23 protein-coding genes are annotated in these 23,665 nt (G+C 41.1%); 17 read left to right on the top strand and 6 right to left on the bottom strand.

Annotated elements, in window-relative coordinates; all coding sequences use genetic code 11:
• The first annotated feature begins 20 nt into the window (after positions 1-20).
• Together R2B77_RS02355 and R2B77_RS02350 are read left to right on the top strand one after the other, a co-directional pair.
• A complete protein-coding gene (locus tag R2B77_RS02355) occupies positions 21-1,637 on the top strand; it encodes a putative polysaccharide biosynthesis protein (protein ID WP_203246610.1) in 1,617 nt (538 codons plus the stop codon).
• Between the two features lie 4 nt (positions 1,638-1,641).
• Positions 1,642-2,361 (top strand): pseudouridine synthase, encoded by a 720-nt coding sequence (locus R2B77_RS02350; RefSeq protein WP_203246611.1) that lies wholly within the window; start codon positions 1,642-1,644, stop codon positions 2,359-2,361.
• Positions 2,362-2,412: 51 nt separating this feature from the next.
• On the opposite strand, the gene R2B77_RS02345 is transcribed toward R2B77_RS02350, so the two are convergent.
• The gene (locus tag R2B77_RS02345; RefSeq protein ID WP_203246612.1) at positions 2,413-2,634 is read right to left on the bottom strand and encodes a DeoR family transcriptional regulator; all 222 of its coding nucleotides are present in this window, start codon (positions 2,632-2,634) and stop codon (positions 2,413-2,415) included.
• 321 nt (positions 2,635-2,955) lie between these two features.
• Between R2B77_RS02345 and dat the strand changes: the two genes are divergently transcribed.
• The 4 genes from dat to R2B77_RS02325 are packed head-to-tail and all read left to right on the top strand — an operon-like array spanning position 2,956 to position 6,373.
• Complete coding sequence (dat, locus tag R2B77_RS02340) at positions 2,956-3,810, top strand: D-amino-acid transaminase (protein ID WP_203246613.1); 855 nt, start codon at positions 2,956-2,958, stop codon at positions 3,808-3,810.
• A gap of 33 nt (positions 3,811-3,843) precedes the next feature.
• Positions 3,844-4,833: a nuclease-related domain-containing protein gene (locus tag R2B77_RS02335; protein ID WP_203246614.1), complete on the top strand. Its 990-nt coding sequence runs from the start codon at positions 3,844-3,846 to the stop codon at positions 4,831-4,833.
• A 25-nt stretch (positions 4,834-4,858) separates the two neighbouring features.
• Positions 4,859-5,503, top strand: coding sequence for a tRNA (guanosine(46)-N7)-methyltransferase TrmB (gene trmB, locus R2B77_RS02330; protein ID WP_203246615.1), 645 nt, complete (start codon positions 4,859-4,861; stop codon positions 5,501-5,503).
• A 24-nt stretch (positions 5,504-5,527) separates the two neighbouring features.
• The gene (locus R2B77_RS02325) at positions 5,528-6,373 is read left to right on the top strand and encodes a YtnP family quorum-quenching lactonase (protein WP_203246616.1); all 846 of its coding nucleotides are present in this window, start codon (positions 5,528-5,530) and stop codon (positions 6,371-6,373) included.
• Between the two features lie 111 nt (positions 6,374-6,484).
• Here R2B77_RS02325 and R2B77_RS02320 read toward each other — a convergent pair whose 3' ends face one another.
• Entirely contained in the window at positions 6,485-6,799 is a 315-nt protein-coding gene (locus R2B77_RS02320) for a hypothetical protein (protein WP_203246617.1), read from the bottom strand.
• A 178-nt stretch (positions 6,800-6,977) separates the two neighbouring features.
• On the opposite strand from R2B77_RS02320, the gene R2B77_RS02315 reads away from it, so the two are divergent.
• The 9 genes from R2B77_RS02315 to R2B77_RS02275 all read left to right on the top strand — a co-directional run bounded on the left by R2B77_RS02315 (position 6,978) and on the right by R2B77_RS02275 (position 16,468).
• Complete coding sequence (locus R2B77_RS02315) at positions 6,978-8,051, top strand: M42 family metallopeptidase (protein ID WP_203246618.1); 1,074 nt, start codon at positions 6,978-6,980, stop codon at positions 8,049-8,051.
• Between the two features lie 125 nt (positions 8,052-8,176).
• On the top strand, positions 8,177-8,695 hold the full coding sequence (locus tag R2B77_RS02310; protein WP_203246619.1) for a DUF84 family protein: 519 nt from the start codon (positions 8,177-8,179) through the stop codon (positions 8,693-8,695).
• A gap of 165 nt (positions 8,696-8,860) precedes the next feature.
• Positions 8,861-9,385 (top strand): hypothetical protein, encoded by a 525-nt coding sequence (locus tag R2B77_RS02305; protein ID WP_203246620.1) that lies wholly within the window; start codon positions 8,861-8,863, stop codon positions 9,383-9,385.
• Between the two features lie 45 nt (positions 9,386-9,430).
• Positions 9,431-10,249, top strand: coding sequence for a DUF1444 family protein (locus R2B77_RS02300; RefSeq protein ID WP_203246621.1), 819 nt, complete (start codon positions 9,431-9,433; stop codon positions 10,247-10,249).
• Positions 10,246-10,848 (top strand): YtpR family tRNA-binding protein, encoded by a 603-nt coding sequence (gene ytpR, locus R2B77_RS02295; protein ID WP_203246622.1) that lies wholly within the window; start codon positions 10,246-10,248, stop codon positions 10,846-10,848. The genes R2B77_RS02300 and ytpR overlap by 4 nt, the downstream gene beginning before the upstream one ends.
• Positions 10,849-11,152: 304 nt before the next feature.
• A complete protein-coding gene (locus tag R2B77_RS02290) occupies positions 11,153-13,612 on the top strand; it encodes a DNA translocase FtsK (RefSeq protein WP_203246623.1) in 2,460 nt (819 codons plus the stop codon).
• A gap of 54 nt (positions 13,613-13,666) precedes the next feature.
• Positions 13,667-14,968: a UDP-N-acetylmuramate--L-alanine ligase gene (murC, locus tag R2B77_RS02285; RefSeq protein WP_203246624.1), complete on the top strand. Its 1,302-nt coding sequence runs from the start codon at positions 13,667-13,669 to the stop codon at positions 14,966-14,968.
• 244 nt (positions 14,969-15,212) lie between these two features.
• A complete protein-coding gene (locus tag R2B77_RS02280; protein WP_203246625.1) occupies positions 15,213-15,677 on the top strand; it encodes a DUF948 domain-containing protein in 465 nt (154 codons plus the stop codon).
• Positions 15,678-15,748: 71 nt separating this feature from the next.
• Positions 15,749-16,468 carry a YtxH domain-containing protein gene (locus tag R2B77_RS02275; RefSeq protein WP_203246626.1) on the top strand — a complete coding sequence of 240 codons (720 nt, stop codon included), beginning with the start codon at positions 15,749-15,751 and terminating at the stop codon, positions 16,466-16,468.
• Between the two features lie 109 nt (positions 16,469-16,577).
• Here the strand turns inward: R2B77_RS02275 and R2B77_RS02270 are convergent, their stop codons facing one another.
• On the bottom strand, positions 16,578-18,746 hold the full coding sequence (locus tag R2B77_RS02270; protein WP_203246627.1) for a cell division protein FtsA: 2,169 nt from the start codon (positions 18,744-18,746) through the stop codon (positions 16,578-16,580).
• A gap of 131 nt (positions 18,747-18,877) precedes the next feature.
• On the opposite strand from R2B77_RS02270, the gene R2B77_RS02265 reads away from it, so the two are divergent.
• Both R2B77_RS02265 and ccpA read left to right on the top strand, forming a co-directional pair.
• Positions 18,878-19,960 (top strand): bifunctional 3-deoxy-7-phosphoheptulonate synthase/chorismate mutase, encoded by a 1,083-nt coding sequence (locus R2B77_RS02265; RefSeq protein WP_203246628.1) that lies wholly within the window; start codon positions 18,878-18,880, stop codon positions 19,958-19,960.
• 66 nt (positions 19,961-20,026) lie between these two features.
• Positions 20,027-21,025: a catabolite control protein A gene (gene ccpA / locus R2B77_RS02260; protein ID WP_203246629.1), complete on the top strand. Its 999-nt coding sequence runs from the start codon at positions 20,027-20,029 to the stop codon at positions 21,023-21,025.
• Positions 21,026-21,105: 80 nt separating this feature from the next.
• Here ccpA and R2B77_RS02255 read toward each other — a convergent pair whose 3' ends face one another.
• Genes R2B77_RS02255 through R2B77_RS02245 form a run of 3 tightly spaced genes read right to left on the bottom strand, consistent with a single transcriptional unit; the run spans position 21,106 to position 23,565 of the window.
• Positions 21,106-22,299, bottom strand: coding sequence for an acetoin utilization protein AcuC (locus R2B77_RS02255; protein WP_212391237.1), 1,194 nt, complete (start codon positions 22,297-22,299; stop codon positions 21,106-21,108).
• Positions 22,269-22,916: an acetoin utilization AcuB family protein gene (locus tag R2B77_RS02250; protein ID WP_322555626.1), complete on the bottom strand. Its 648-nt coding sequence runs from the start codon at positions 22,914-22,916 to the stop codon at positions 22,269-22,271. Before R2B77_RS02250 ends, R2B77_RS02255 begins: the two co-directional genes overlap by 31 nt.
• Before the next feature lie 16 nt (positions 22,917-22,932).
• The gene (locus R2B77_RS02245) at positions 22,933-23,565 is read right to left on the bottom strand and encodes a GNAT family N-acetyltransferase (protein ID WP_203246632.1); all 633 of its coding nucleotides are present in this window, start codon (positions 23,563-23,565) and stop codon (positions 22,933-22,935) included.
• Positions 23,566-23,665 lie beyond the last annotated feature (100 nt).

Here is a 23,665-nt window from a genome sequence, read left to right as displayed (position 1 = left end):
GGAGAATGGAAGGATCATATATGTCATCGAATCTTTTAAAAGGCACTGCCATACTAACAATTGGGTTATTTCTTTCCAAGGCGCTTGGGTTGTTATATGTCATTCCGTTTTATGCAATCGTTGGTGAGGAAAGTGTTGGGCTCTATCAGTATGCATACATACCGTATAATATAGCGCTCTCTATTGCGATTGCAGGGGCACCACTCGCTTTTTCAAAATACGTTGCAAAATATAATGCACTTGGTGATTATGCGACGGGTCGCAAATTAATGAAATCTGGAATGACTGTTATGGCTATCACAGGAGTCGTATCATTCGTGGTACTGTACTCTTTAGCGGAACCAATTGCTCATCTCGTACGGAAAAGTGATGAACAAGTATTCACGATTAACGAAATTACTTCTGTCATTCGTTGGGTAAGTTTTGCATTACTTGTTGTACCGATGATGAGTCTCGTACGTGGTTTTTTGCAAGGCTATCAGAAGATGGAACCAACTGCGGTATCACAGTTAGTGGAGCAAATTGTACGGATTATTTTCGTGCTGGCTGGGGCGTTTATTGTTGTTCGTTTTATGGATGGAGCGCCGACAATAGCGGTTAACTTTGCAGTGTTTGCCGCGTTTATTGGGGCGATTGCAGGGTTTGCTGTTCTATACAAGTATTGGAGAGGCTTTAAACCAGAATTTGACCATCTTTTGGCGAATAGTCCGCCAGCGGATAATGTGTCATTTAGGCAAATGTATAAGGAATTATTCGTATACATCTTTCCATTTATTCTCGTTGGGGTCATTAATCCGCTCTATCAATTTGTTGATATGATTACTTTCAACGATGCGATGAGTTCTATCGGCTTAGGAAGTGTGACGGATACTTATTTTTCGATGTTGAATTTTTTAACGCATAAAATCGTAATGATTCCCGTGATGATTGCCACAGGGTTTTCAATGGCATTGATTCCGGTCATTACAGGTTATTATGCTAAAAATGACCAAAACGGTATTACTCGTTCTCTCGACCAGACATACCAAATTATGTTGTTTCTAACGATTCCGATAGTTATTGGTCTGATGGTCCTGTCTGATGAGTTTTATCAGCTACTTTATAAAGCAAGTGAAGTCGGAGCAGATGTTTTGGCGAGTTATGCACCTGTCGCAATATTGTTTGGTTTGTACACAGTTACGGCTGCGATTTTACAAGGTATCGAACGTCATAAGTGGATTGTTTTCACATCATTGCTTGGCCTACTATTCAAGTTGGCGCTTAATATTCCGCTCATCAAATTATTTGAAACAAATGGAGCGATTCTGGCAACTACAATCGGCTATACTATTGCAGTAGGTATCAATATTTTGATTATTAAAAATACATTAAACTATAGGTCTAAGATGGTTATTCGTAGATTAATTCTTATTTGCTTGTTAAATGTGGTGATGTTTATTGCCGTAATTGCGACATTAAAAGGATTGACAGCAATCAGTCCGGCAGGTGGGAAAATGCATGCGTTTCTGTACATTTTGATTTGTGCCATCGTCGGTGGAGCTATTTACGGCTATTTGTCATTCAAAGTAGGCTTGGCACAGAAATTATTCGGCGATCGATTGACGCGATTGACCAACAAGCTTGGGTTAAGGAGATAAATGCATGAGATTAGATAAATTATTATCCAATATGGGCTTCGGCTCACGCAAAGAAGTAAAGCAGTTATTGAAAAAAGGTGCGGTTCGCGTCAATGCAGAAGCAGTAAAAGATGCTGCATTGCATATTAATGTAGAAAAGGACGAAGTGACAATACTAGGTGAACGTGTTGTCTATAAAGAATTCATCTATTTGATGATGCATAAGCCGCAAGGCGTGCTGTCTGCGACAGAGGATAATCGTGATCGTACGGTTATCGATTTGCTAGATGCAGACAGTCAACATTTTGAACCATTTCCTGTCGGCAGGTTGGATAAAGATACGGAAGGTTTTCTTTTGCTGACGAACGATGGCAAGCTTGCGCATAATTTATTGTCCCCGAAAAAAGGCGTGCCGAAAACGTATTACGCACATGTTGAAGGCGTTGTGACGGAAGAGGATGTGGAGCGATTCGCAGAAGGCGTAATACTGGATGATGCTTATTTAACGAAACCGGGAAAACTCCGGATTTTAAAATCAGCAGACGTATCGGAAATTGAATTGACGATTACGGAAGGCAAGTTTCATCAGGTGAAGCGGATGTTTGCGGCGGTCGATAAAAAAGTTGTCTATTTAAAACGATTATCGATGGGACCACTTTCTTTGGATGACAAGTTGCCACTTGGTTCTTATCGGGAATTGACGGAAGAGGAATTAGATTTACTACTGCAATTATCCGAGAACTAACAAAAGAGGTGAACCAGATAAATCGGTTCACCCCTTTTTTGTGTGCGCAGGTCAAGAAGATAATTTCACTTTTTTTGCTGTCGTCGTCCATTTACCGCGAATTGGACTCATAATGAGCCCATTGTATTCAAGGACGTTTAAATCCCGTTGGACAGTACGGTGAGTGATACCAAATTCTTCGACCAAATTCTCTGTTGTGACAGTACCGTTATCATGGATATACATATAGACATCCTTAATGCGGGTAAGCATACGATCAGTAGCAGGTTTCAAGTGTGGAATCACCCCTTCATCTTCATTTTCCAAATGACAATGGACATGAGACTTATGAATGTTGCCTAAAGCACGTTGATAATATCCCTGACACTGCACATCCTTTCTAGTTCAAAGCAATCTTTCAGAATCAAACTATCATTTATGTAGAAATGATTTCTCTACTGAATGAAGTTAATCTTCTGATAATATTAGTATAACGTATTTTCACATAATTTGCATGTAATTTTATTGTAAATAGTAAGATTATGTGGATTGCACTTTATTTTCTTAGCCTAACATGTGAGAATAGGATTAACGGAAAACGAGAGGGGAATAATGATGACTTTGTATTTTATGGATGGTAAATTTACAGAACGTGCGGAATTGAAACTATCAATTGATGACCGAGGCTACTATTTCGGTGATGGGATTTATGAAGTCATTAAAGTGTACGGCGGCGAGTTATATACGGCAGAAGAACATATTAGTCGATTATTTCAAAGTGCAGCTAAAGTAAAGATGACGATTCCCTATTCGGAGAGACAAATGCTAGAAATCGCTCGTGAGTTAACGCAACGCAATACGATTTCTGTTGGGCATGTATATATTCAAGTGACACGTGGGGCAGCGCCTCGTACGCATCAGTTCCCTGCGTCAACAGTCGCACCAGTCGTATCGGCATATGCGATTCAGAATCCAAGACCGACAGTTAATATCGACAATGGTGTTCCAGTGAAATCGGTGGAAGATATTCGCTGGCTGCGCTGCGACATTAAAAGTCTTAACTTACTTGGAAATGTTTTGGCGAAGCAAGAGGCTTATGAGGCAGACTGTATAGAGGCACTTCTTCACCGTGACGGTATTGTGACAGAGGGATCTTCTTCCAATCTGTTTGGCGTCAAGGGTGGAACGATTTATACGCATCCAGCGAATAATTTAATTTTAAACGGCATTACACGTCAGGTTGTGCTAGGACTTTGTCAGGAGCTTGCGATTCCATCGAGAGAAACTGCATTTACATTTGAAGAGGCATTTGAAATGGATGAGCTTTTCTTGACGTCTACAACATCTGAAATAATGCCGATTACGTCGATTGATGGACGGTCAATTGGTGCAGGTGCCCCAGGAATAATGACGAGAAAGTTACAAAAAGCGTTTGCTCTGCAGATTCCTTCTATCATTGCAGGTGAGTAATGTAAAAGCAAAGTGAAATCGGAGTGATTGAAAATGGCGCAGCTTGTCAAACTGCTCGACTATATATCCAGATATGAAAAAGATTTGTCTCGCTATCCGACGCAGTATATCCGTTTGAAAAAATACCAATGGGATCGGATGAAAACCCAATGGGAAAATGGCGCAGATTTAGCGGAGTGGCAACAAGAAGAAGTAGGAGAGATGGAGGAAGTTCAAGAGAGAGAAAAATGGTTTTCTCCGCTGTTCCGACTTTTTGGGCAAAGGAAAACAGAGCTAGCAGATGAAGAAGCTCAAGCTCTCGGCACAATGGATGAAGAGAAAAGTGAAGAAGATAATTTTGACTTTAGCCCTAATATTGTCTACAATCCAACCAATCTTGATCAATTGAGACGGCTATATTTGGACCAGCTCTTTCATTTTCAAATCAAATGGGCAAGCTCGACGCTAATGGATAAGTCGAGGGTGAGTCCGCATTATATGCGCGATACTTTGTTACGGAGCTTTGCACAACAGTTACCGGATAGTTACCTCTTATTTTACTATCCGATTTTAAAGCTGCAGAAAGCGCCTGTTGAGCTTGATATTATTATGGTGACACCAGTTGAATGCATGTGTATTACAGTATTGGAAGCAGAGGATGTTTCCGCATTTATAGGCAGTGGAGATCGATTCTGGGTGAAGAAGTCAGGAGAGAACGAAACGAAATTACTAAATCCGCTCATTGCGCTAAATAGGATGGAGAAAATAGTAGCGAGTATTTTTAATGGACAAGAGATTGATTTTCCGATTAAAAAATATTTGATCTCACGTAATGGGTACGTCGATTACCCAGGTGCACCGTATGATGTAACGATTGTTGATAGACGATCTTACGAAAGTTGGTTTACAGCGTTGAAAAAATTACCTGTACCGTTGAAATTAACTCAATTCAAAGCAGCTCAAGCAATTTTGGATGTTGGTCAAACGACGTCAATCAGTCGATTGTTTGGAGAAGAAGATCAACAATTGGAAGAGGACGAATAATAATGAATAGAAATGAGTGTGTGTAATGCGGCTTCGCAATAAACCATGGGCAAGGGATTTCATGGCTGAACATCCGGATGTCTTACTAGCAGAACCTAAAAAAATGAGTAATGGCTGGCATGATCTTTTTGGAAATAACCATCCGATTCATATTGAAGTTGGAACAGGGATGGGGCAGTTCATCATCGGTATGGCCATTGCCAACCCAGATATTAACTATATTGGTATTGAACATTTCGATAATGTGATTGTTTCGGCACTTGAAAAAGTAATTGAAGCGGACAAGCCTTCAAATTTACGATTATTCCGTGCGAACGGTGTAGAACTCACGGAGATTTTTAGTAAAGGTGAAATCGATCGTGTGTACTTGAATTTTTCGGATCCTTGGCCGAAAACAAGGCATGCTAAACGAAGACTGACACATGAAACATTTTTGAAGCTATATGAATCGGTGCTTATTCCGGAAGGAGAAATCCATTTTAAAACGGATAATCGCAGCTTGTTTGAGTATTCACTCGTGTCAATGTCTGACTATGGTATGAAGCTACGCTTTGTATCGCTTGATTTACATGCAGAGATGCCTGAAGATAATATTATGACGGAATATGAAGAGAAGTTTTCAGCAAAAGGTCAGCCGATTTATCGACTAGAGTCGCAGTTTATACATTGATCATAAGGAATGGGAGATTTTTCAATGGATGCATATACATTTCACGATATGGAGTTGACGTGGTTGGATGGGGGAGTCAACTATTTGGATGGCGGAACGATGTTCGGTGTTGTTCCAAAGGCACTGTGGTCGAGACGCTATGAGGTGGATGACAATAATTTAATCGAATTACGAACAGATCCAATTCTAGTCCGTTATGCGGGGAAAACTATTTTAATTGACGCAGGCATCGGCAAAGGTAAACTTGACGAAAAAATGAAGCGCAATTTAGGGGTAAGGTCCGAAACGAGGGTCGAGGAGAGCCTTGGGGAGCTTGATTTGACGCCAGAATCGATTGATATTATTCTCATGACACATTTACATAATGACCATGCGGCAGGTTTGACGGAATGGCAAGGGGGAGAGTTGGTTTCAGTTTTCCCGAATGCGGATATTTATGTTTCCCAAATTGAATGGGATGAGATGCGCAATCCAAATATCCGATCAAGAAATACGTATTGGAAAGAAAATTGGGAGCCGATTCAACAGCAGGTGAAAACCTTTGAGGGAAGTATTGAGATTCTTCCTGGTGTTGAAATGATTCATACGGGCGGGCATAGTGATGGGCATAGTGTTATTAAACTGACGCAAAATGGCGAAACAATTCTCCATATGGGTGATATTATGCCGACGCATGCACATAGCAATCCATTGTGGGTGCTTGCTTATGATGATTATCCGATGACATCGATCTTCGCAAAAGAGAAGCTGATGAAAGAAGCAATCCCGGCCGGCTATAAATTCATTTTTTATCATGATGCCGTCTATAGGCTTGTGAAGTGGGATGATAGTGGGAAAGAAATTATAGAATCTGTGAAAAGAACATCATAAAAAACCGTCACTTTACCAGGGGAATTTGGTGAGGTGACGGTTTTTTCATTCAACAAATGTGATTGTATTGAAAGAGAAGTGTTAGCTACAGAGTAAAGTCTCCAGCGGATTTCACATTTTAGTCAGTTCAACGACGGAACCTGTTTTGGCATCAGCAGCAAATTCAAATTGCTCTAGTTCACCGTCTTTAATACGTGAAATTCCACCACGGTAGACATCCATTGTGATGACATTGTTTGTGTATGGTTCTGTTTTCATGATGATCCATGAACCATCTATCGGACCTTCATTTTTAAATGCGCTTTTTACAGTATTTAAGACGGAATCTGCTGCAACATTACGGTTTGTGCGGTCAATGGCTTCATTGACAACGATTCCCGCTGCAACACCTGTCAATACGCCTGCTAGAAAATCTTTCACTTTCATAATTCAAGTAGCCTCCTATTACATCAGTCTTTCACCCAGTGTACCACAATTTTATATCGCATTGCAGTGAGAGGGCTGAATGATAGATAATTCGGTTACCTAAATAAAATGATGGAAAATATTTGACTAATCGTCTACACTATTTATAGTACATACATAATCGGGGAGGCAATTTGCAATGCAGAAAGAGACAATTGAAATGTTTAAAACGTTAACTGAACTTCCGGGTGCACCAGGGAATGAGCATGCGGTTAGAAAGTATATGCGCAGCGAGCTTGGGAAGTATTCTGATGAATTAATCCAAGATAATCTTGGTGGTATTTTTGGTGTTAGAAAAGGGCCAAAGGATGGTCCGCGCATTATGGTTGCGGGTCATATGGATGAAGTTGGTTTTATGGTAAGTGCTATCACAGATAATGGGATGATTCGTTTTCAACCGCTGGGTGGCTGGTGGAGCCAAGTATTGTTGGCGCAACGAGTGGAAATTATAACAGACAATGGGCCGGTCGTAGGTGTGATTGGTTCCATCCCACCGCATTTATTAAGTGATGCAGTGCGCAACAAGCCAATGGATATAAAAAATATGCTTATTGATATCGGTGCAGATGATAAAGAAGATGCAGAGAAAATAGGTATTCGACCTGGACAGCAAATTATTCCGGTTTCACCGTTTACGCCAATGGCTAATGGTAAAAAGATCCTTGCGAAAGCATGGGATAACCGTTATGGCTGTGGACTCGCCATTGAACTATTAAAAGAATTACACGGTGAAAAACTGCCGAATAACTTGTATTCAGGTGCCAATGTTATGGAGGAGGTTGGACTTCGGGGCGCACAGGCGGCAGCAACGATGATTAACCCAGATCTATTCTTTGCCTTGGATGCAAGTCCAGCCAATGATGCTTCTGGCGATAAAAACGAGTTTGGACAGCTTGGTAAGGGGACGTTATTACGTATATTTGATGGTTCGATGGTTACGCATCGTGGAATGCGAGAGTTCATCCTCGATATGGCAGAAACGCATAGTATTCCGTATCAGTACTTTATCTCTCCGGGTGGGACGGATGCAGGGCGTGTCCATATGTCAAATGAAGGGGTTCCGAGTGCTGTAATAGGCATTTGCTCACGTTACATCCATACATCGGGCTCCATCATTCATACAGATGATTATGCAGCTGCAAAAGAACTGCTTGTGAAGCTTGTCAAAGCATGCGATAAGACAACACTAACGACGATTAAGCAAAACGTTTAAATGTAAGTCGGTTGCTGTCCTTCTCTTACATGAATAGAGAGGGACAGCTTTTTATTTGAATGTAGCAAATGGATTTGCATTGAAAGCGAAGAGAGAATGAATCGGGGAATTAAGGGGTGTTTAAAATGGAATTTATGATTGGTTCAACAAATAACGCAAAGGTATCTGCAGCTCAGCGTGTAATACTTAGCCATTTTCCTAAGGCAATTGTATACGAGGCTGATGCTAAATCAGGTGTTTCGGATCAGCCTTTCGGTGATGAAGAAACGAGACTTGGCGCTATCAATCGAGCATTACAGGCAATAGGAATGAAAGAAAATGTTATTGGGATTGGCTTAGAAGGTGGTGTTCGGATGCTGGAAGGACAAATGTATCTTTGTAATTGGGGTGCGCTAGTGCTACCTGATGGGACAAAATTTACGGCAGGTGGTGCACAAATTCCGTTACCGCAGGAGATTGCCGACGAACTCAATACCGGGAAAGAACTTGGCCCAGTTGTCGATGCTTATTTCAAAGCGAACGGAATTCGTCATAAGGAAGGTGCAATTGGTATGTTCACTGCGCATACAGTGAAACGTGATGCGCTATTTGAGCACGTCCTACAACTATTGATTGGTCAATTAAAATATTCCATATCGAATTGATTGATTAATTAATCGCCATAGCGTGTCGAATAAATCGCAATGGTTGCAACTATGAGTGGATATCTTTAATATGGGTATGATATTAACTTTATGAAGTAGTTCAAAGACCTGTTGGACTAAGCCACTGGCGTATTTTATATTTAATAAATGATTGGAGGAGCTAGAATGTTCCGGAGATGGAAATTCGTATTCCTACTAGTGATGTCAGCGTTCCTACTTACCGCATGTAGCGAATCACTTAATGATCGTGCAACTGCGGGTGTTGAGGCTGCTGAGGCAGTATTCCACTTGAATGATAAAGAGCCAACTGAAAAAATAGATGGCATTCAACTATATAAACCTGCTGGATTTGTCATCAGTGAACAATCTGATGCACAAAATATTGTCATGACAAAAAGTAAAGAAACCTTCATCCTGTTTAATAATCCGAACGAAAAAAGTGATAGTCAATTATTTTATGATTTGCTGATAGCGGATCAAAACAAAAAAATTATTGAGCAGGCAACGTTTAATGATGAGGGAACTTTTGGCTTTGTTGCGGTCGTGAAAAGTGACGATGACAATGTAGAACTGATTGCCAGTGTTGGGGGCTCAAAAATGACGACATTAACAACTGCAAAGAAAATTGAAGAAAATGTAACTGAGATGATGGAAATTGTGCGTTCTGTTAAGCAGGTTACGTTTGATTGACAGAAATGTATCGTGTTTTTCTTGCGAATGGAGGAAATTAGGTAGATGAATTCTGAAAAGCTAATCGAAATGTTAAAAGAGCATCTTTCTTCTGAACATTTTCAATGGCGGTTTGACCGGAAGGCGGATAAGGTTCGACTCGAGCATACAGTTTTGAAAAAAGGGATGGATATTTCCCTACCAGAAATTCTAGTGAAGTATGAACAAAAAAAACAAGCAGCAATTGACGAGCTTGTTCATATTATTAGGGAAACCTTCAAGGCAATGGAGAAGGAGGAAGTGGAAGGATTCGGTGGTAATTCCACTATCTATCCTGTTATTCGGTCGACTTCATTTCCGAAGGAGTCTGCGGCAGGGCAAACGTTTCTTATGAAAGATCATACCGCTGAGACACGCATCTATTATGCTTTGGACCTAGGAACGACATATCGTTTAATAGATAAAGGAATGTTGGCATCAATTGGTCTATCTGAAGTAGAAATAATGGAGTCGGCATTGTTCCGGGTGAGGTCATTACCGGTTGCTATGAAACAAGATGTTGTTTCGGATAATATTTATTATTTCATCAATAATAATGATGGATACGATGCCAGTAGAATATTAAATAGTGCATTTTTGAAAGAGATGGAAGCAAAAATTGAAGGACATATGACAGTTTCGGTGCCTCACCAAGATGTTCTGATCATTGGTGATATCCGCAATGACACAGGCTATGACGTTTTGGCTCAAATGGCCATGCATTTCTTTACGACAGGCGCTGTGCCCATCACGTCTTTGTCATTCCTCTATAAAGAGGGGAAGCTAGAGCCGATTTTCATCATGGCTAAAAATCGTTTGGCAAGAAGGGAAGGAAAGAATAAGTGAATATTTTTTATAACAAGGAAGGTGTGGGGGATGTGCTGTTAGTTCAGCATACCGTTACACGTCCAGAAGAAGTGACAACAGCATCTTACGGTGATGTGACAGTAATTCGTAATGCGGAGACTGGAGAAGTCGCTGCTATTAACCTATTTAATGCTTCTTCTTATTTCACAATCGACACGATTGGAAAAGTAGATGTAACGGAAGAATTCGTTGCACAGCTACAATCGGCATTTAGCAAGAACGGTGCTGTAGTTGAATTGGATGCTGATTTTACACCTAAATTTGTTGTAGGGCATGTGTTAACGAAAGAGAAGCACCCGAATGCAGATAAATTAAGTGTTTGTACAGTAGATATCGGAACTGAAACGGTTCAAATCGTTTGCGGTGCACCGAATATAGAGGCAGGGCAGAAAGTCGTGGTTGCGAAAATCGGGGCAGTCATGCCGTCAGGAATGGTTATTCGCGATGCTGAACTTCGTGGTGTGGCTTCTACAGGAATGATTTGTTCGGCTAAGGAACTTGCGTTGCCAGACGCGCCAGAAGAAAAAGGGATTTTAGTGCTAGGCAGCAATGCTGTCGTCGGTGAAGCATTTAACTAGCTTCAGCAAAAGCCCCTATTCCTAATAAGAAGTAAGAAAATGTGAAACAGCCATTCGATTCAGTGGGGATTCAAATCTTTGCTGAATCAAGTTAAGCCTCCGGCGGAGGTCACAAATTTTGAAAGGAGTTAATTGCGCAAGCGCAATTCAAAAGTAGGACGCAATTACGCCAAGGCGAAATTGATTAAGTAACTGTAAGAAAAACGTGCCGTCATGGTACGTTTTTCTTATTTCGAAGATTGATTTGATTTAGTAGTGTCAGTCCTGTTAAAATAGATTGATTGACACGGAAAGAGTGATAGTCTTGAGTTGGTTTAATACACTAATGAACCGGCTTTTTGGTCCGGATGATAGTAGTAGAGATGAAATTGATTATGAGATGCCTAGGAATGAATATGAAGCGGATGAAACAGTAGAGCAATCGGATTCAAAGCAAGCCTCCTCATTTCGTTTTCCAATTATTTCAGATGCAGAAATATATGGATGGGATGAGGAGCTGCCAAGAGAACGTGAAACACAGCACTCCCCTGTAAATGAAATAAAAGCAGAGGATTTGTATGAACCGACACCACTCTATGAAAATGAAAGATGGTCAAGTGATAAGACGGTTCCAAATGTGTTTCGGGTTGGTTCGGCTTCGAAGTATGCTTCTGCGGTAGAGCCTGAAAGGGTTCCATTTGGAACCGACGAGAAGGAGCAGCGAGTAGAGCAGACAGTACAAATTAAATCACCTATACAAAAACGTTCAAGTAGACCGTTTAGCCCGACGTCTGTACCTTCACCGGTTTTTGGGTATCGGGATCCGAGGCAAGAAATAAGCCCTATGGTAACTGAGGATGAAGCGGAATTCCGGCAAATGGAAGAAGTAGTGATTGCACAAAAGTCTATTGTTCGAGATGATTTCGCACAGCAGACTGCTCTTGTAGATACTACTGATACACAGCCGGCTATAGTAGAAACCCCAATTTTTGTGTCTGATCTAGTAGAGCATAAGTCCATTGATGATGAAGAAGAGTCGGTTGTCATGGAATCGGCTGAAATGGAGCATACTAGGGATGCATTTGAAAAAATAGAAACAGATATTTTTACCGAATCTACAGAACTAAGCGAACAACCAGAACGAGTAACGGAACAGAAACAAGAGCGAATTGTTCCCTTTAATGTATTAATGTTAAAATCGGACAAAGAAAAAATAACGAGAGAATCTTCAGTGCATACATCAGCAACAGCAGAGAAAGTGTTAGAGCCAACTCAGCTTCAAACAGAATTTCAGACGGAAGTTGAAGTGGCGAAAGAAGCGCAGGAGCAGCTAAGTGATCATGATGAAATGGTAGAAGAAGAGCCTTACTATGCATTTCCATCGCTAAATTATTTAATTCCACCTGAAGCACAAATTGAAGATACAGAATGGTTGGATTCTCAGTCGGAAAAGCTTGAAGAAGCATTGTCCCACTTTGCAGTCCAAGCAACGGTAATCGAAGCGGTTCAAGGGCCAACCGTGACACGTTTTGAACTCACGGTCGGGCAAGGAACTAAAGTAAGTAAAGTACGAAATTTGACGGATGATTTGAAGTTAGCTTTGGCAGCGGAGGATATTCGAATTCAAGCGCCAATTCCAGGTAAAAGCTCCATTGGTATCGAAATACCGAATCGCAAAACACGGGCGGTACGAATCTCTGAAGTAATAGCGACGGATAGTTTTCAGACCTCTACGTCACCCCTAGAGGCTGTGCTCGGTCTCAGCTTAACAGGTATGCCTGTCACGTTAGATTTGCGGAAAATGCCGCATGGAATGATTGCAGGGGCTACAGGTTCAGGGAAATCAGTATGCATTAACTCGATTTTGGTTAGCTTATTATACAAGGCCGCACCAACTGATTTGAAAATGATGCTCATTGATCCTAAAATGGTTGAGCTTGCGCCTTTCAATGGGATTCCACATCTTATTAGTCCGGTTATTACAGATGTTAAAGCAGCAACAGCTGCACTGAAATGGGCGGTTGCAGAAATGGAACGCCGTTATGAACTACTTGCTCATGCGGGTGTTCGAGATATTGAACGGTATAATAAAGTAGTCACAGACAGTCGACGCTTTTCTTTGAAGATGCCCTATTTGTTAATTGTCATTGATGAGCTCGCTGATCTTATGATGATGGCTCCGGCAGATGTTGAGGTATCCATTAGCCGCATTGCACAGAAGGCACGTGCCTGCGGTATTCATTTGATCATCGCAACGCAGCGTCCATCTGTGGATGTCATTACTGGGACAATTAAAGCGAATATCCCAACGCGTATCGCGTTTTCAGTGTCATCTCAAATCGATTCCAGGACAATTATTGATTCCCCTGGAGCGGAGCGCTTACTAGGCAAAGGTGATATGCTTTATATTGGCAATGGACAATCGGCCGGCTCCAGGCTTCAAGGGACATTTGTCACGGATGACGAGATTGAACGTATAATAGAACACGTTCGCAACGAGGCATCCCCAGACTATTTGTTCGGTCAGGAAGACTTGCTTGCAAGTGCTATCGAGGAAGAGGAAACAGATCCGTTATTCGAAGAAGTATGTCTGTTCGTTCATGAACAAGGCAGTGCATCTACATCGCTACTTCAACGTAATTTTAGCATCGGATACAATCGAGCCGCTAAACTAATTGATAGAATGGAAAAGCATGGTTTCATCTCCGGTCAGCGAGGAAGCAAGGCACGTGATGTCTTTTTGACAGAAAGCGACCTTGATAAGCTGACGGATCGTTTAGAATGAAGACTTTTTTGATTTATTATTGAGGGAACAGAAATGATCCCAGGAGGTTGCAATATGACATTGTTCCATTTTATAGGGATTAAAGGATCCGGCATGAGCTCGCTCGCCCAAATTCTTCATGATTCTGGCCACATTGTACAAGGTTCAGATGTGGAAAAATATTTTTTTACGGAAGATCCATTACGGGAAAGGGCCATCCCAATCTTACTTTTTGATGAAAATAATATTACAAAAGACATGACCATTATTGCAGGAAATGCATTTCCTGACAGCCATCCTGAGATTGCAAAATCGAGGGAGCTTGGACTTGAAGTGATCCGTTATCATGACTTTTTAGGTCACTATATGGAGAAGTTTATCTCTGTTGGTGTGACAGGTTCTCATGGAAAAACATCAACGACGGGATTGCTTGCACATGTCCTATCAGGTCATTCGCCAACATCTTACTTAATAGGTGATGGTACCGGAAGTGGTCCTAAGGACAGCGAGTATTTCGTTTTTGAAGCCTGTGAGTATAAGCGGCATTTCCTAGCCTACGAACCTGACTATGCAATCATGACGAACATCGACTTCGATCATCCCGATTACTTTAAAGATTTAGAGGATGTGATGGACGCTTTTGGCGAAATGGCATTACGTGTGAAAAAGGCATTAATAGCTTGTGGGGATGATAGTCATCTTCAACAAATTCAAGCCAAAGTACCTGTTGTCTATTATGGATTTGATGAGTCAAATGATTTTGCTGCGAAAAATATTATGAAGACCGTAGAAGGGTCGACATTCGATGTGTTCGTGCGCAATGAATTCTATTACACTTTTTCCATTCCGATGGCAGGTGACCATACAATCCTCAATGCTTTAGGCGTGATTGCGCTTTGTCACTATGAAGGAGTAGAAGCTTCAATTATCCAAGAAAGGCTTTCCACTTTTCGAGGGGTAAAAAGAAGGTTTACAGTGAATGAAGTAGATAACCGGATTATCGTGGACGACTATGCACATCATCCGACTGAGATACACGCTACTTTACAAACTGCTAAACAAAAATATCCCGACAGAGAAATCGTCGCGATATTCCAGCCACATACATTTACACGGACAGCTGCTCTATTAACGGAGTTTGCAGCTAGTCTTGCACCGGCGGACCACGTTTATTTATGTGATATATTCGGATCTGCTCGTGAAAAATCTGGGAATTTAACGATTAAGGATTTAGTTGATAAAATTCCAGGTGCCAAACATTTGGAGCTCGATGATATTCAAGTGCTAGACGCGCACGAACATGCCGTTTATCTCTTCATGGGTGCTGGTGATGTTCAAAAGTATATTAATGAATTCAAGTCCCATTTAATAAAATGAATAATAAAATGAAAAAAATGTAATTATGAAAACAGTCGAATCAAGTGCAAAGGTATAACTACCTCTGCCCAGAGGCGGCTGTTTTTCATATGTGATGTAAATCGATCATGACAAAATGTAAAAATATCTATTTGTTTGCAGGGAAACTGAGAATGATGTCGAAGAGGTTATAGAGGCATAACGTTTAAATACCCTTTAAATAGGGTAAACAGTATTTATGTCTAGTAGTGGAAGGGGTAATACTATGGAGAATTTATTGTACATAGCGGCTATTATCGCTGCCATCGCATTTTTAATATTATGCGTAAGCTTGGCGATGACTTTGTTCTCGGTGAAGAAAACATTGCAAACCGTTTCTGAAACGATGGATGGGCTGACGACCCAATTGGAAGGCATTACAAAGGAGACAACAGATCTTCTGCATAAGACCAATAGCCTCGCTGAAGATATCCAGCATAAGGCTGAAAAATTGAACTCCGTTGTCGATGCTGTAAAAGGTGTTGGAGACTCGGTAACAGGGCTGACATCATCAGTCCGGCGTGTTTCGGACACAATCACGACAGAAGCTGAGCGAAATGGCGATAAAATTGCACAAGTCGTTCAATGGAGCAATGTTGTGATTGACATCGTCGGTAAAGTGAAAGAACGACAGCCTAAAAAAACGAATGGCTGGACTGTCTATCAATCCGTTGATGAGAAGAAAAAATAAAAATGTTTTTATGAGTGCTTTTGGTAATGACAAATAGATGCACTAGCCATGAATATTAGGAGGAATCGGATATGAATGAAAATCGCGGAGTGAGACCAAATTACAATCATGAATATAACGCAGAAAAAAATCAGTATGAGAATTCTTTTGGTGAACCATCTTATTTGCCGGTGAGTTATGAATCCGACCGCCATTATACAGACTCTTTCTATGAAGAAGAAAAGGGTAACTCTTCAGCTGGCAGTTTTTTATGTGGTGCGCTTGTCGGTGGCATCATTGGTGCAGCAACAGCTCTATTCCTTACACCGAAATCAGGCAGTGAAATGCGTGTGGATTTTACGGCGCAAGCTGTGCAATTGAAGGATAAAAGTATTGAAATCAGTTCGGTAGCGAAGGAGAAAGCAACAGAACTTACTTCAGTAGCGAAAGAGAAGACTGGAGAGCTATCCAAGACGATTCAAGAACAGTCTGAACAGCTTGTAGAAAAGGTAAAGTCAATGAAGTCAAAAACTTCTGTACCGATGGATGATGGTACAGCTTCATCTGAAGGGGAAGAGGCGATGGAGTTTGTCGAGAAGGCAACAGCTAAAGTTGAGGAGAGCCTTGATGCGGGAAAAGAAATAATAACATCTACCGCAGAAGCAATGCATGAAGCAGTTGTCGGAAAGGCTAATACTGCGGAAAATGCCACAACAGGGAATAGCAATGTGTCTTATGATAATAGTGAAAATGTAGGAAATGAAAAAATAACAAATCAGAATGCTGTGACTGATATTATTGACAAAAAATGAGTTGTAGCTATTAAGTGTTAAAGTGTGTACAAAGAAATTTGTAATCCCACTAGTTTAGCCAATTATAACTGCCCGTCTATCTCTTTCGGTAGACGGGCAGTTATTGTTATTATGTGAAGATTATTTCTAGTGCATCCCCACCGAAAATTTGCTCATTAAAGCCAATCTGTGACCCATTGCGAAGTAATTGGTAATGGGTCGAACTGTTTTCCGGTAAACTATAGTCCGTAAATGCAAAAATATCACTAAAAACTATCGGACTTTCATCAAGTGATATGAAATCTAGCTTGTCGCCTGGTCTGACAGACTCTGTGCCTATTGCTACTTGTCCATTTAAGCGTATAGAGAGTCGTGGTTTGTGAATCGTAATTTCTTCATCGTTAAATGTGACAGTCATTTCGTCAAATGCTTTTTTACCTATTTCTAATGCCACTTCATTTGCACTTGGTAAAGGTGGCTTTTGTAATGTAATGATGTCTCGATCCTTTATTACATAAGAGGGACGTATAGACATCGTGCCGACGAAAAACTCAGAGTGACGTTTTTTTAATGTGACTGATTTTTGATTGACAGTAACAGTGAAAGCCTCAACTTCTAGTAACTTGCTTTGGTTGGTTTTTGCCAATGCAGCTGCTAATGTTCTTGTTTGTGAAATGGTGATTTTATCGCGATCCTGCACACTTGCGTCGATAGATTGGGAGATGCCATTGACGGTGATGTCAGGTTCTAATGTAACAGCTTGTCCAAGAATGGTTGCATGAATGGTCACCGTTTCTTCTAGTAGATCACGTATAGTTGCAGAAGCATTTGCACCGTCTTGACCAGGAAGTAATTCAATTTCATCAGTGTCCTTTATACGATCTTTTGTACTCGCTATATTTCCATTCAAGTGGACAATGGATGGAGTGCCATGTTCTCCGGGAATAAGAATGTCATTGCCATTTACAGTTATGGACATACCGAGTCCTGGCATTCCGTAAAGTTGTCTACTTGTAATGTTGGCGGCAAGAAGTGCATCACTAACTGTCATTTCCTTTAGCTCGAACAGTCGTATCGTTTTGTTATTGACGGTAACGGACATATAGTGAATGGGTGCTCTTCTAGCGGCAATGGCAATTCCGATTGGTGTCACAAGCTCCGGCGAAGAAATAATACTTGGTTCTAGCGTAATTTCAGTAAGTGCATCCAATCCACGAATTCCAACTCTGTTCTCAGGGAGCCCTAAGCAAATGCTTAGTTCTCTTGTGAGCCCAGGGGTTAGGCTTCCTCCTCCGACAACCATAACTGCTTTCGGAGCTTGTCCATTATTGAGTTGTTTGATTTCATCAGCAATGGATTTTGCTAGGCGCTCTACAGCAGGTTTAATAATAATAGTCACTTCATCTGCTGGAACATGTTGCTCAAAGCCGAGAATATCTGTCAGTACGATATCATTACCCGTTGAAATATTTCTTTTGGCATTTTCAGCGAGTGGAAAGTCCAGTAAATAGTGATTGCTAAGCTCTTCCGTAATTTCATCTCCAGCAAGTGGCACCATGCCATATGCAACTACGGTGTTATTATCGGTGATGGCAATATCCGACGTCCCTGCTCCAATATCGACTAGTGCAACGTTCAGGCGTCTCATGGAGGGAGGGATGAGAACATTGATGGCTGCAATAGGCTCAAGCGTTAAAGCCTCCATTTCCAATCCTGCTCGCTTCAGTGCGGATAGCAAAGACTCGACGACGACTCGAGGCAGGAATGTAGCGATGACGTCTACCGATGCAGAACGCCCCGCTTGGTCAATCAAACTGCCGATTTCTTCTCCCTCGAGCTTATAGTGCAAAACGGAATAGCCAACACAATAATAGTACTCCTCTTTTGAGATGGAATCCGATGACAATAATTTCTGCTGGGCTTGTTGGACGGCCGCCAGTTCTAATCTGTTAACATCCTCGGTCAAAATAAGAGAATGCTCGGAGATATCGACAGCCATCGTTCCTTCCGCAGTTTTCAAAGCACGGCCAGCAGCCGCGACACTTACTCGTTTGAGTGGACCATGTTTTTCCTCGAGTTTTTCTTTAATTTCGGAAATAACATTTGCGACACTTAAAATATTATGTATTTGTCCGTCAATCATTGAACGTTCTTTATGTTCAATCGAAATAAGATCAGCAACATGATACGTCCCACCGTTTTCTTTAAGGATAATGCCGACGACGGAACGTGTTCCAATGTCGAGTGCGAATAATGTAGTAGCCAGAATAATCCACCCTTTCTGTCGATAAATGTTCAATATAAAAAATAATTTGAAGAAATAACGTGACTTTTCAAATAGTCTTCTTTATACTAGGTCTATTATCTAAAAATGTAACATATATTCCCCTCTTCGGAAAGGGAATCATATGTGGGGGAGGAGACGGACAGATGAGACAGAATGAGCTAGATGAGTTAAGAGGTCGTGTAAATGACCTGAATATCAAGGTTTTAGACTTGATTAATGAGAGAACAGAAGTTGTTCAAGAAATTGGTAAAGTAAAAGAAAAGCAGGGTGTTAACCGATACGATCCAATTCGTGAACGGGAAATGCTTAATTTCTTGAAAGAGTATAACAACGGTCCGTTGCCAAATGGAATTCTTGAGCAGATTTTTAAAGGTATTTTCATGTCTGCACTTGAAATACAAGAGGATGACCAACTCAATGCATTACTTGTATCACGTAAACGCAAAGCGGAGGATACAGTTGTTGATATTAACGGTCATAAGATTGGAGATGGGAAACCATCATTCATCTACGGACCTTGTGCAGTGGAATCATATGAGCAAGTACTAGCTGTCGCACAATCCATTAAAGCTAAAGGGTTGACGATGATTAGGGGCGGCGCATACAAGCCACGTACATCACCATACGACTTCCAGGGCTTAGGTTTGGAAGGCTTGAAAATTTTAAAACGTGTTTCTGATGAAACTGGACTTTCAGTTGTAACAGAAATCATCACACCATCACACTTAGAAGAAGCAATGGATTATATCGACGTTGTTCAAATTGGTGCTCGTAACATGCAAAACTTTGAACTATTGAAGGAAGCTGGTATGATTAATAAACCAGTACTTCTAAAACGTGGTCTATCTGCAACTATTGAAGAATTCATCCATGCTGCTGAATACATTATGTCAAAAGGAAATAGTCAAATTATCCTTTGTGAACGCGGTATCCGTACATATGAACGGGCTACTCGTAACACATTAGATATCTCAGCTGTTCCAATTTTGAAACAAGAAACGCATCTACCGGTCTTTGTTGACGTAACGCATTCAACAGGTAGAAAAGACTTGTTGCTACCAACTGCAAAAGCTGCAATTGCAGTAGGAGCAGATGGCGTAATGGCAGAAGTGCATCCGGATCCAGCTGTCGCATTGTCCGACTCGGCGCAACAAATGGACCTGCAACAGTTTGATGAGTTCTATGAGGCGATTCAGAAATTCATGAATACGCATCAAACAATCTAATGAGCAGACGCCGGACCTTCAATGGTTCCGGCGTTTTAACTTAATGTAATGAAAGGAGCTAACAAGATGGCTGTAACGATCTACGACGTCGCTAGGGAGGCAAATGTTTCGATGGCAACCGTTTCTCGTGTTGTAAATGGCAATCAAAACGTCAAACCAGCAACGAGAAAAAAAGTATTAGATTGTATTGCACGACTTGGCTATCGCCCAAACGCTGTAGCAAGAGGGCTTGCTAGTAAAAAAACGACAACAATCGGTGTAATTGTCCCTGATATTTCGAAAAACTTCTATTCTGAGCTTTCTCGTGGGATAGCCGATGTTGCAACGATGTACGAATACAATATTATTTTGTCGAATTCCGATGAACGTACAGCGAGAGAAGTAGAACTGATAGAGGACCATCTTGGTAAACAGGTGGATGGGCTTATCTTCATGAGTGACTCAATTTCTGATGAGGTACGTGCTGAGATGTCGACATCTAGCGTTCCCATTGTCTTGGCGGGTACATTAGACGTTGAAGAGAAATTAGCAACAGTGAATATTGATTTTGAAGAAGCTGCATTTGTAGCTGTAAATAAACTAATTGCAAATGGCCATAAAAAGATTGTTTTTGCATCGGGCCCTTTTACAAGGGATATCAATCGTATCAGTAAAAAGGCTGGTTATATTCGTGCTCTACAGGCTGCCAATCTTCCTGTTGATGAAGAACTTATTATTGAATTTGAAAATACCTATGATGGTGCCTATGAAGGATGTAAAAAAATCTTGGGATTACAAGGGAAACCAACGGCTATTTTTACAGGAAGTGATGTAATTGCAGTTGGCTTGTTGAACGGCATAAGGGATAGTGGACTTTCTGTACCAGGAGACTACGAACTTATTTGTTTTGAGCATTCCATTTTACCAAGAGTTGTTCGACCGCAATTGACGTCAATTGTCGTGCCACTTTACGATTTAGGGGCAGTATCTATGCGTCTGTTGACAAAATTGATGAATGGTGAAGAAGTAGATGATGAGCATGTTATTTTACCATTCAGACTTGAAGAACGGGATTCAACAAAATGAAAAACGGGCAATATCATCTACATGATGACGTTGCCCGTTTTGTTATTGTTATACCGATTACTTTCTGTTGTGCAGTTGGTTCATTTTATTCTTTGTTCATTGCGAATTATATGTAAGGCTCGATTAAGCATTTGTTCATTTTTTTCAGTTATTTCAGCTTTTCTAGGAATAGGCTCGTAGAGTGGCTCAGGATCCTCCCATGTTGGAATGAGCGGCACTGGAGACTGGTCTTGCCATGCTGCAAGCCAATCCGCTGGAAGAGGGCCAGTTGGCGCTGAATCCTGCGTCATTGCTAGCCAAATATGAGCCCAGGCTCTCGGTACGACACGCCATATATCATAGCCACCACCGCCGACAGCAATCCACTTACCATCACAATACTGATCGGCAATTTCCCGGGCAATACGAGGGATTTCCTTATAAATCGCCATCGTGCCATATAAGTGAGTAAGAGGATCAAAATAATGAGCATCTGCTCCGTTTTGCGTTAAAATAACATCCGGTTTGAAAAATTCAGTCACTTCTTTTATGGCTGTTTTATAGACGTTTAAAAAAGATTCATCTTCCGTAAAGGCATCAATTGGAAAGTTGAAAGAAGTTCCATAACCTGTTCCGTTACCACGTTCTGTAATGTTCCCAGTACCGGGGAAGAGATAGCGACCTGTTTCGTGAATAGATAGCGTACAGACGGAAGGATCATCGTAGAAGCTCCATTGAACCCCATCGCCGTGATGCGCGTCTGTGTCAATATACAGGACACGAGCTCCGTACTTTTCCTGTAAATATTTGATAGCTACAGAACTATCATTATAGATGCAGAAACCCGAAGCGCGTCCATGAAATCCGTGATGCAATCCTCCCCCGAGGTTCAGAGCGTACTTGGAACGTCCTTCCATCACTTCATCGACCGCCGTCAGTGTACCGCCGACTAGCAAAGCGCTAGCCTCGTGCATATTGGGGAAGATAGGTGTATCATCTGTACCGATGCCGTAAACATCTCCTACATTTCCATGTAATAATCCTTTTCCCGCCTTTTTAACAATATCGATAAATTTATGATCATGTGCAAGCAGTAACTCAGCGTCTGTCGCTATTCTAGGAGGAATTATATCGCTTTCCTGAATGGCTCCGGACTTCTTTAATAAATCGAGTGTTAATAAGATTCTTTTCTGATTAAATGGGTGTGTGTCTGAAAACGAATATTCAAGCTGCTCTTTTGAAAAGATGAACGAGGCGTTTTTCGTCATGTGGAGATTCCTGGCACATTTGGCCATAGGACCTCAAATCCACTATCCTTTAATCCTTGAATAATGGATAGGGGATTCATCGAATTGATACGGATGACTAAAATTTTCGTTGCATCACTTTCTTTTTCGGGATAGACAAGCACACTCAATACATTTGTTTTCTGCTCATGAAAGACTTTAGATACTTCATAAAGAATGCCAGGTACGTTAGGTACACGAACTTCAATTTGTGAACCGGGTTGATGGGCACCCGTCAATTCAATATATTTGTAGAGTAAGTCAGTTTCTGTAATGATGCCAACCAGTTTGTTGTTGGAAATAATTGGGAGTTCACCGATTTTATTGTCATAAAATATGACGGCTGCTTCTTCCACGAAATCCATGGGATGACCGATAATTAAGTTTGTCGTCATAATTTCAGCAAGTTTTATCGTGTAAATGCTATGGTCTTTTATTTCGGAAATAGAGGAAGGAACAATTTCCTTCAAGTCTCGGTCCGAAATAATACCGACGACTTCTCCCTCCTCTGTAACGATGGGAACATGACGAATCTTGTTATGGCGCATCGTTTGTAAAGCGTCCTCCACAGTATCGCTAGGCGAAAGTGTGGTGACATTTTTAATCATGATTTCCTCAATCAGCATGTGACTACACCTACTTTCAATACATGAATCTGTTCATAAACCGTAAGCTATCGAATTGTTGGACGGAATCTTGATCAATTCTTTTTCCGATACGTGCCATTAAACAATTAGCAGGATGTGAGCAAATTTCGGGATCATCCGTTGCGTAGTATTCCAATCCACCTGCATTCATCATCTTCTCCATAATTTTTCGGTACTCCCAAACATTGAGTTTTGTGCCCTTTAAATCCCAATGCCAATAATACTCCGTAGTTAAAATGATATAATCCTCCATCGCATCGTCCATCATGGAGACTCGCAGCAGTGATTTACCAACGCCTCCACCTCGAAACTTAGGTATTACTTCAATAGCACCAAGCTCAATGAGATTTCTCATATTCCCTTGTGACCAGCGCTCTAAAGGATCCGGATATAAATACGTTACATAACCGACGACTGTGTTCATATCTCGTACGATTAAAATGCGTCCTTCGGGAAGCCCTGCGATTTCGACGAGTGCCTTGTGTTGCTGAATGGCTGGTCTAAATGCGATCAGATCTTCGTGGAATTCCAAATTTTCAAGATCCGCGGCGGATATTGGCCCTTCAATAATAATATCACCATTCTTATGCTTAATTTCCATTGCATTATACGTTTTTACATGTTCCAATACAATCACCACCTCATTAGATATGTACATACTCCTAGTATACAACAAATTCATGAAAGAAAAGCCAGTTGATTCTTACAAAATCAATTATGCTTCGGCA

The sequence above is a fragment of the Sporosarcina beigongshangi genome, from assembly GCF_033485195.1.
GTDB classification, from domain to species: Bacteria; Bacillota; Bacilli; order Bacillales_A; family Planococcaceae; genus Sporosarcina; species Sporosarcina beigongshangi.
The sequence above is the reverse complement of the archived record's forward strand: the minus strand, read 5'-3'. Positions and strand labels throughout refer to the sequence as shown.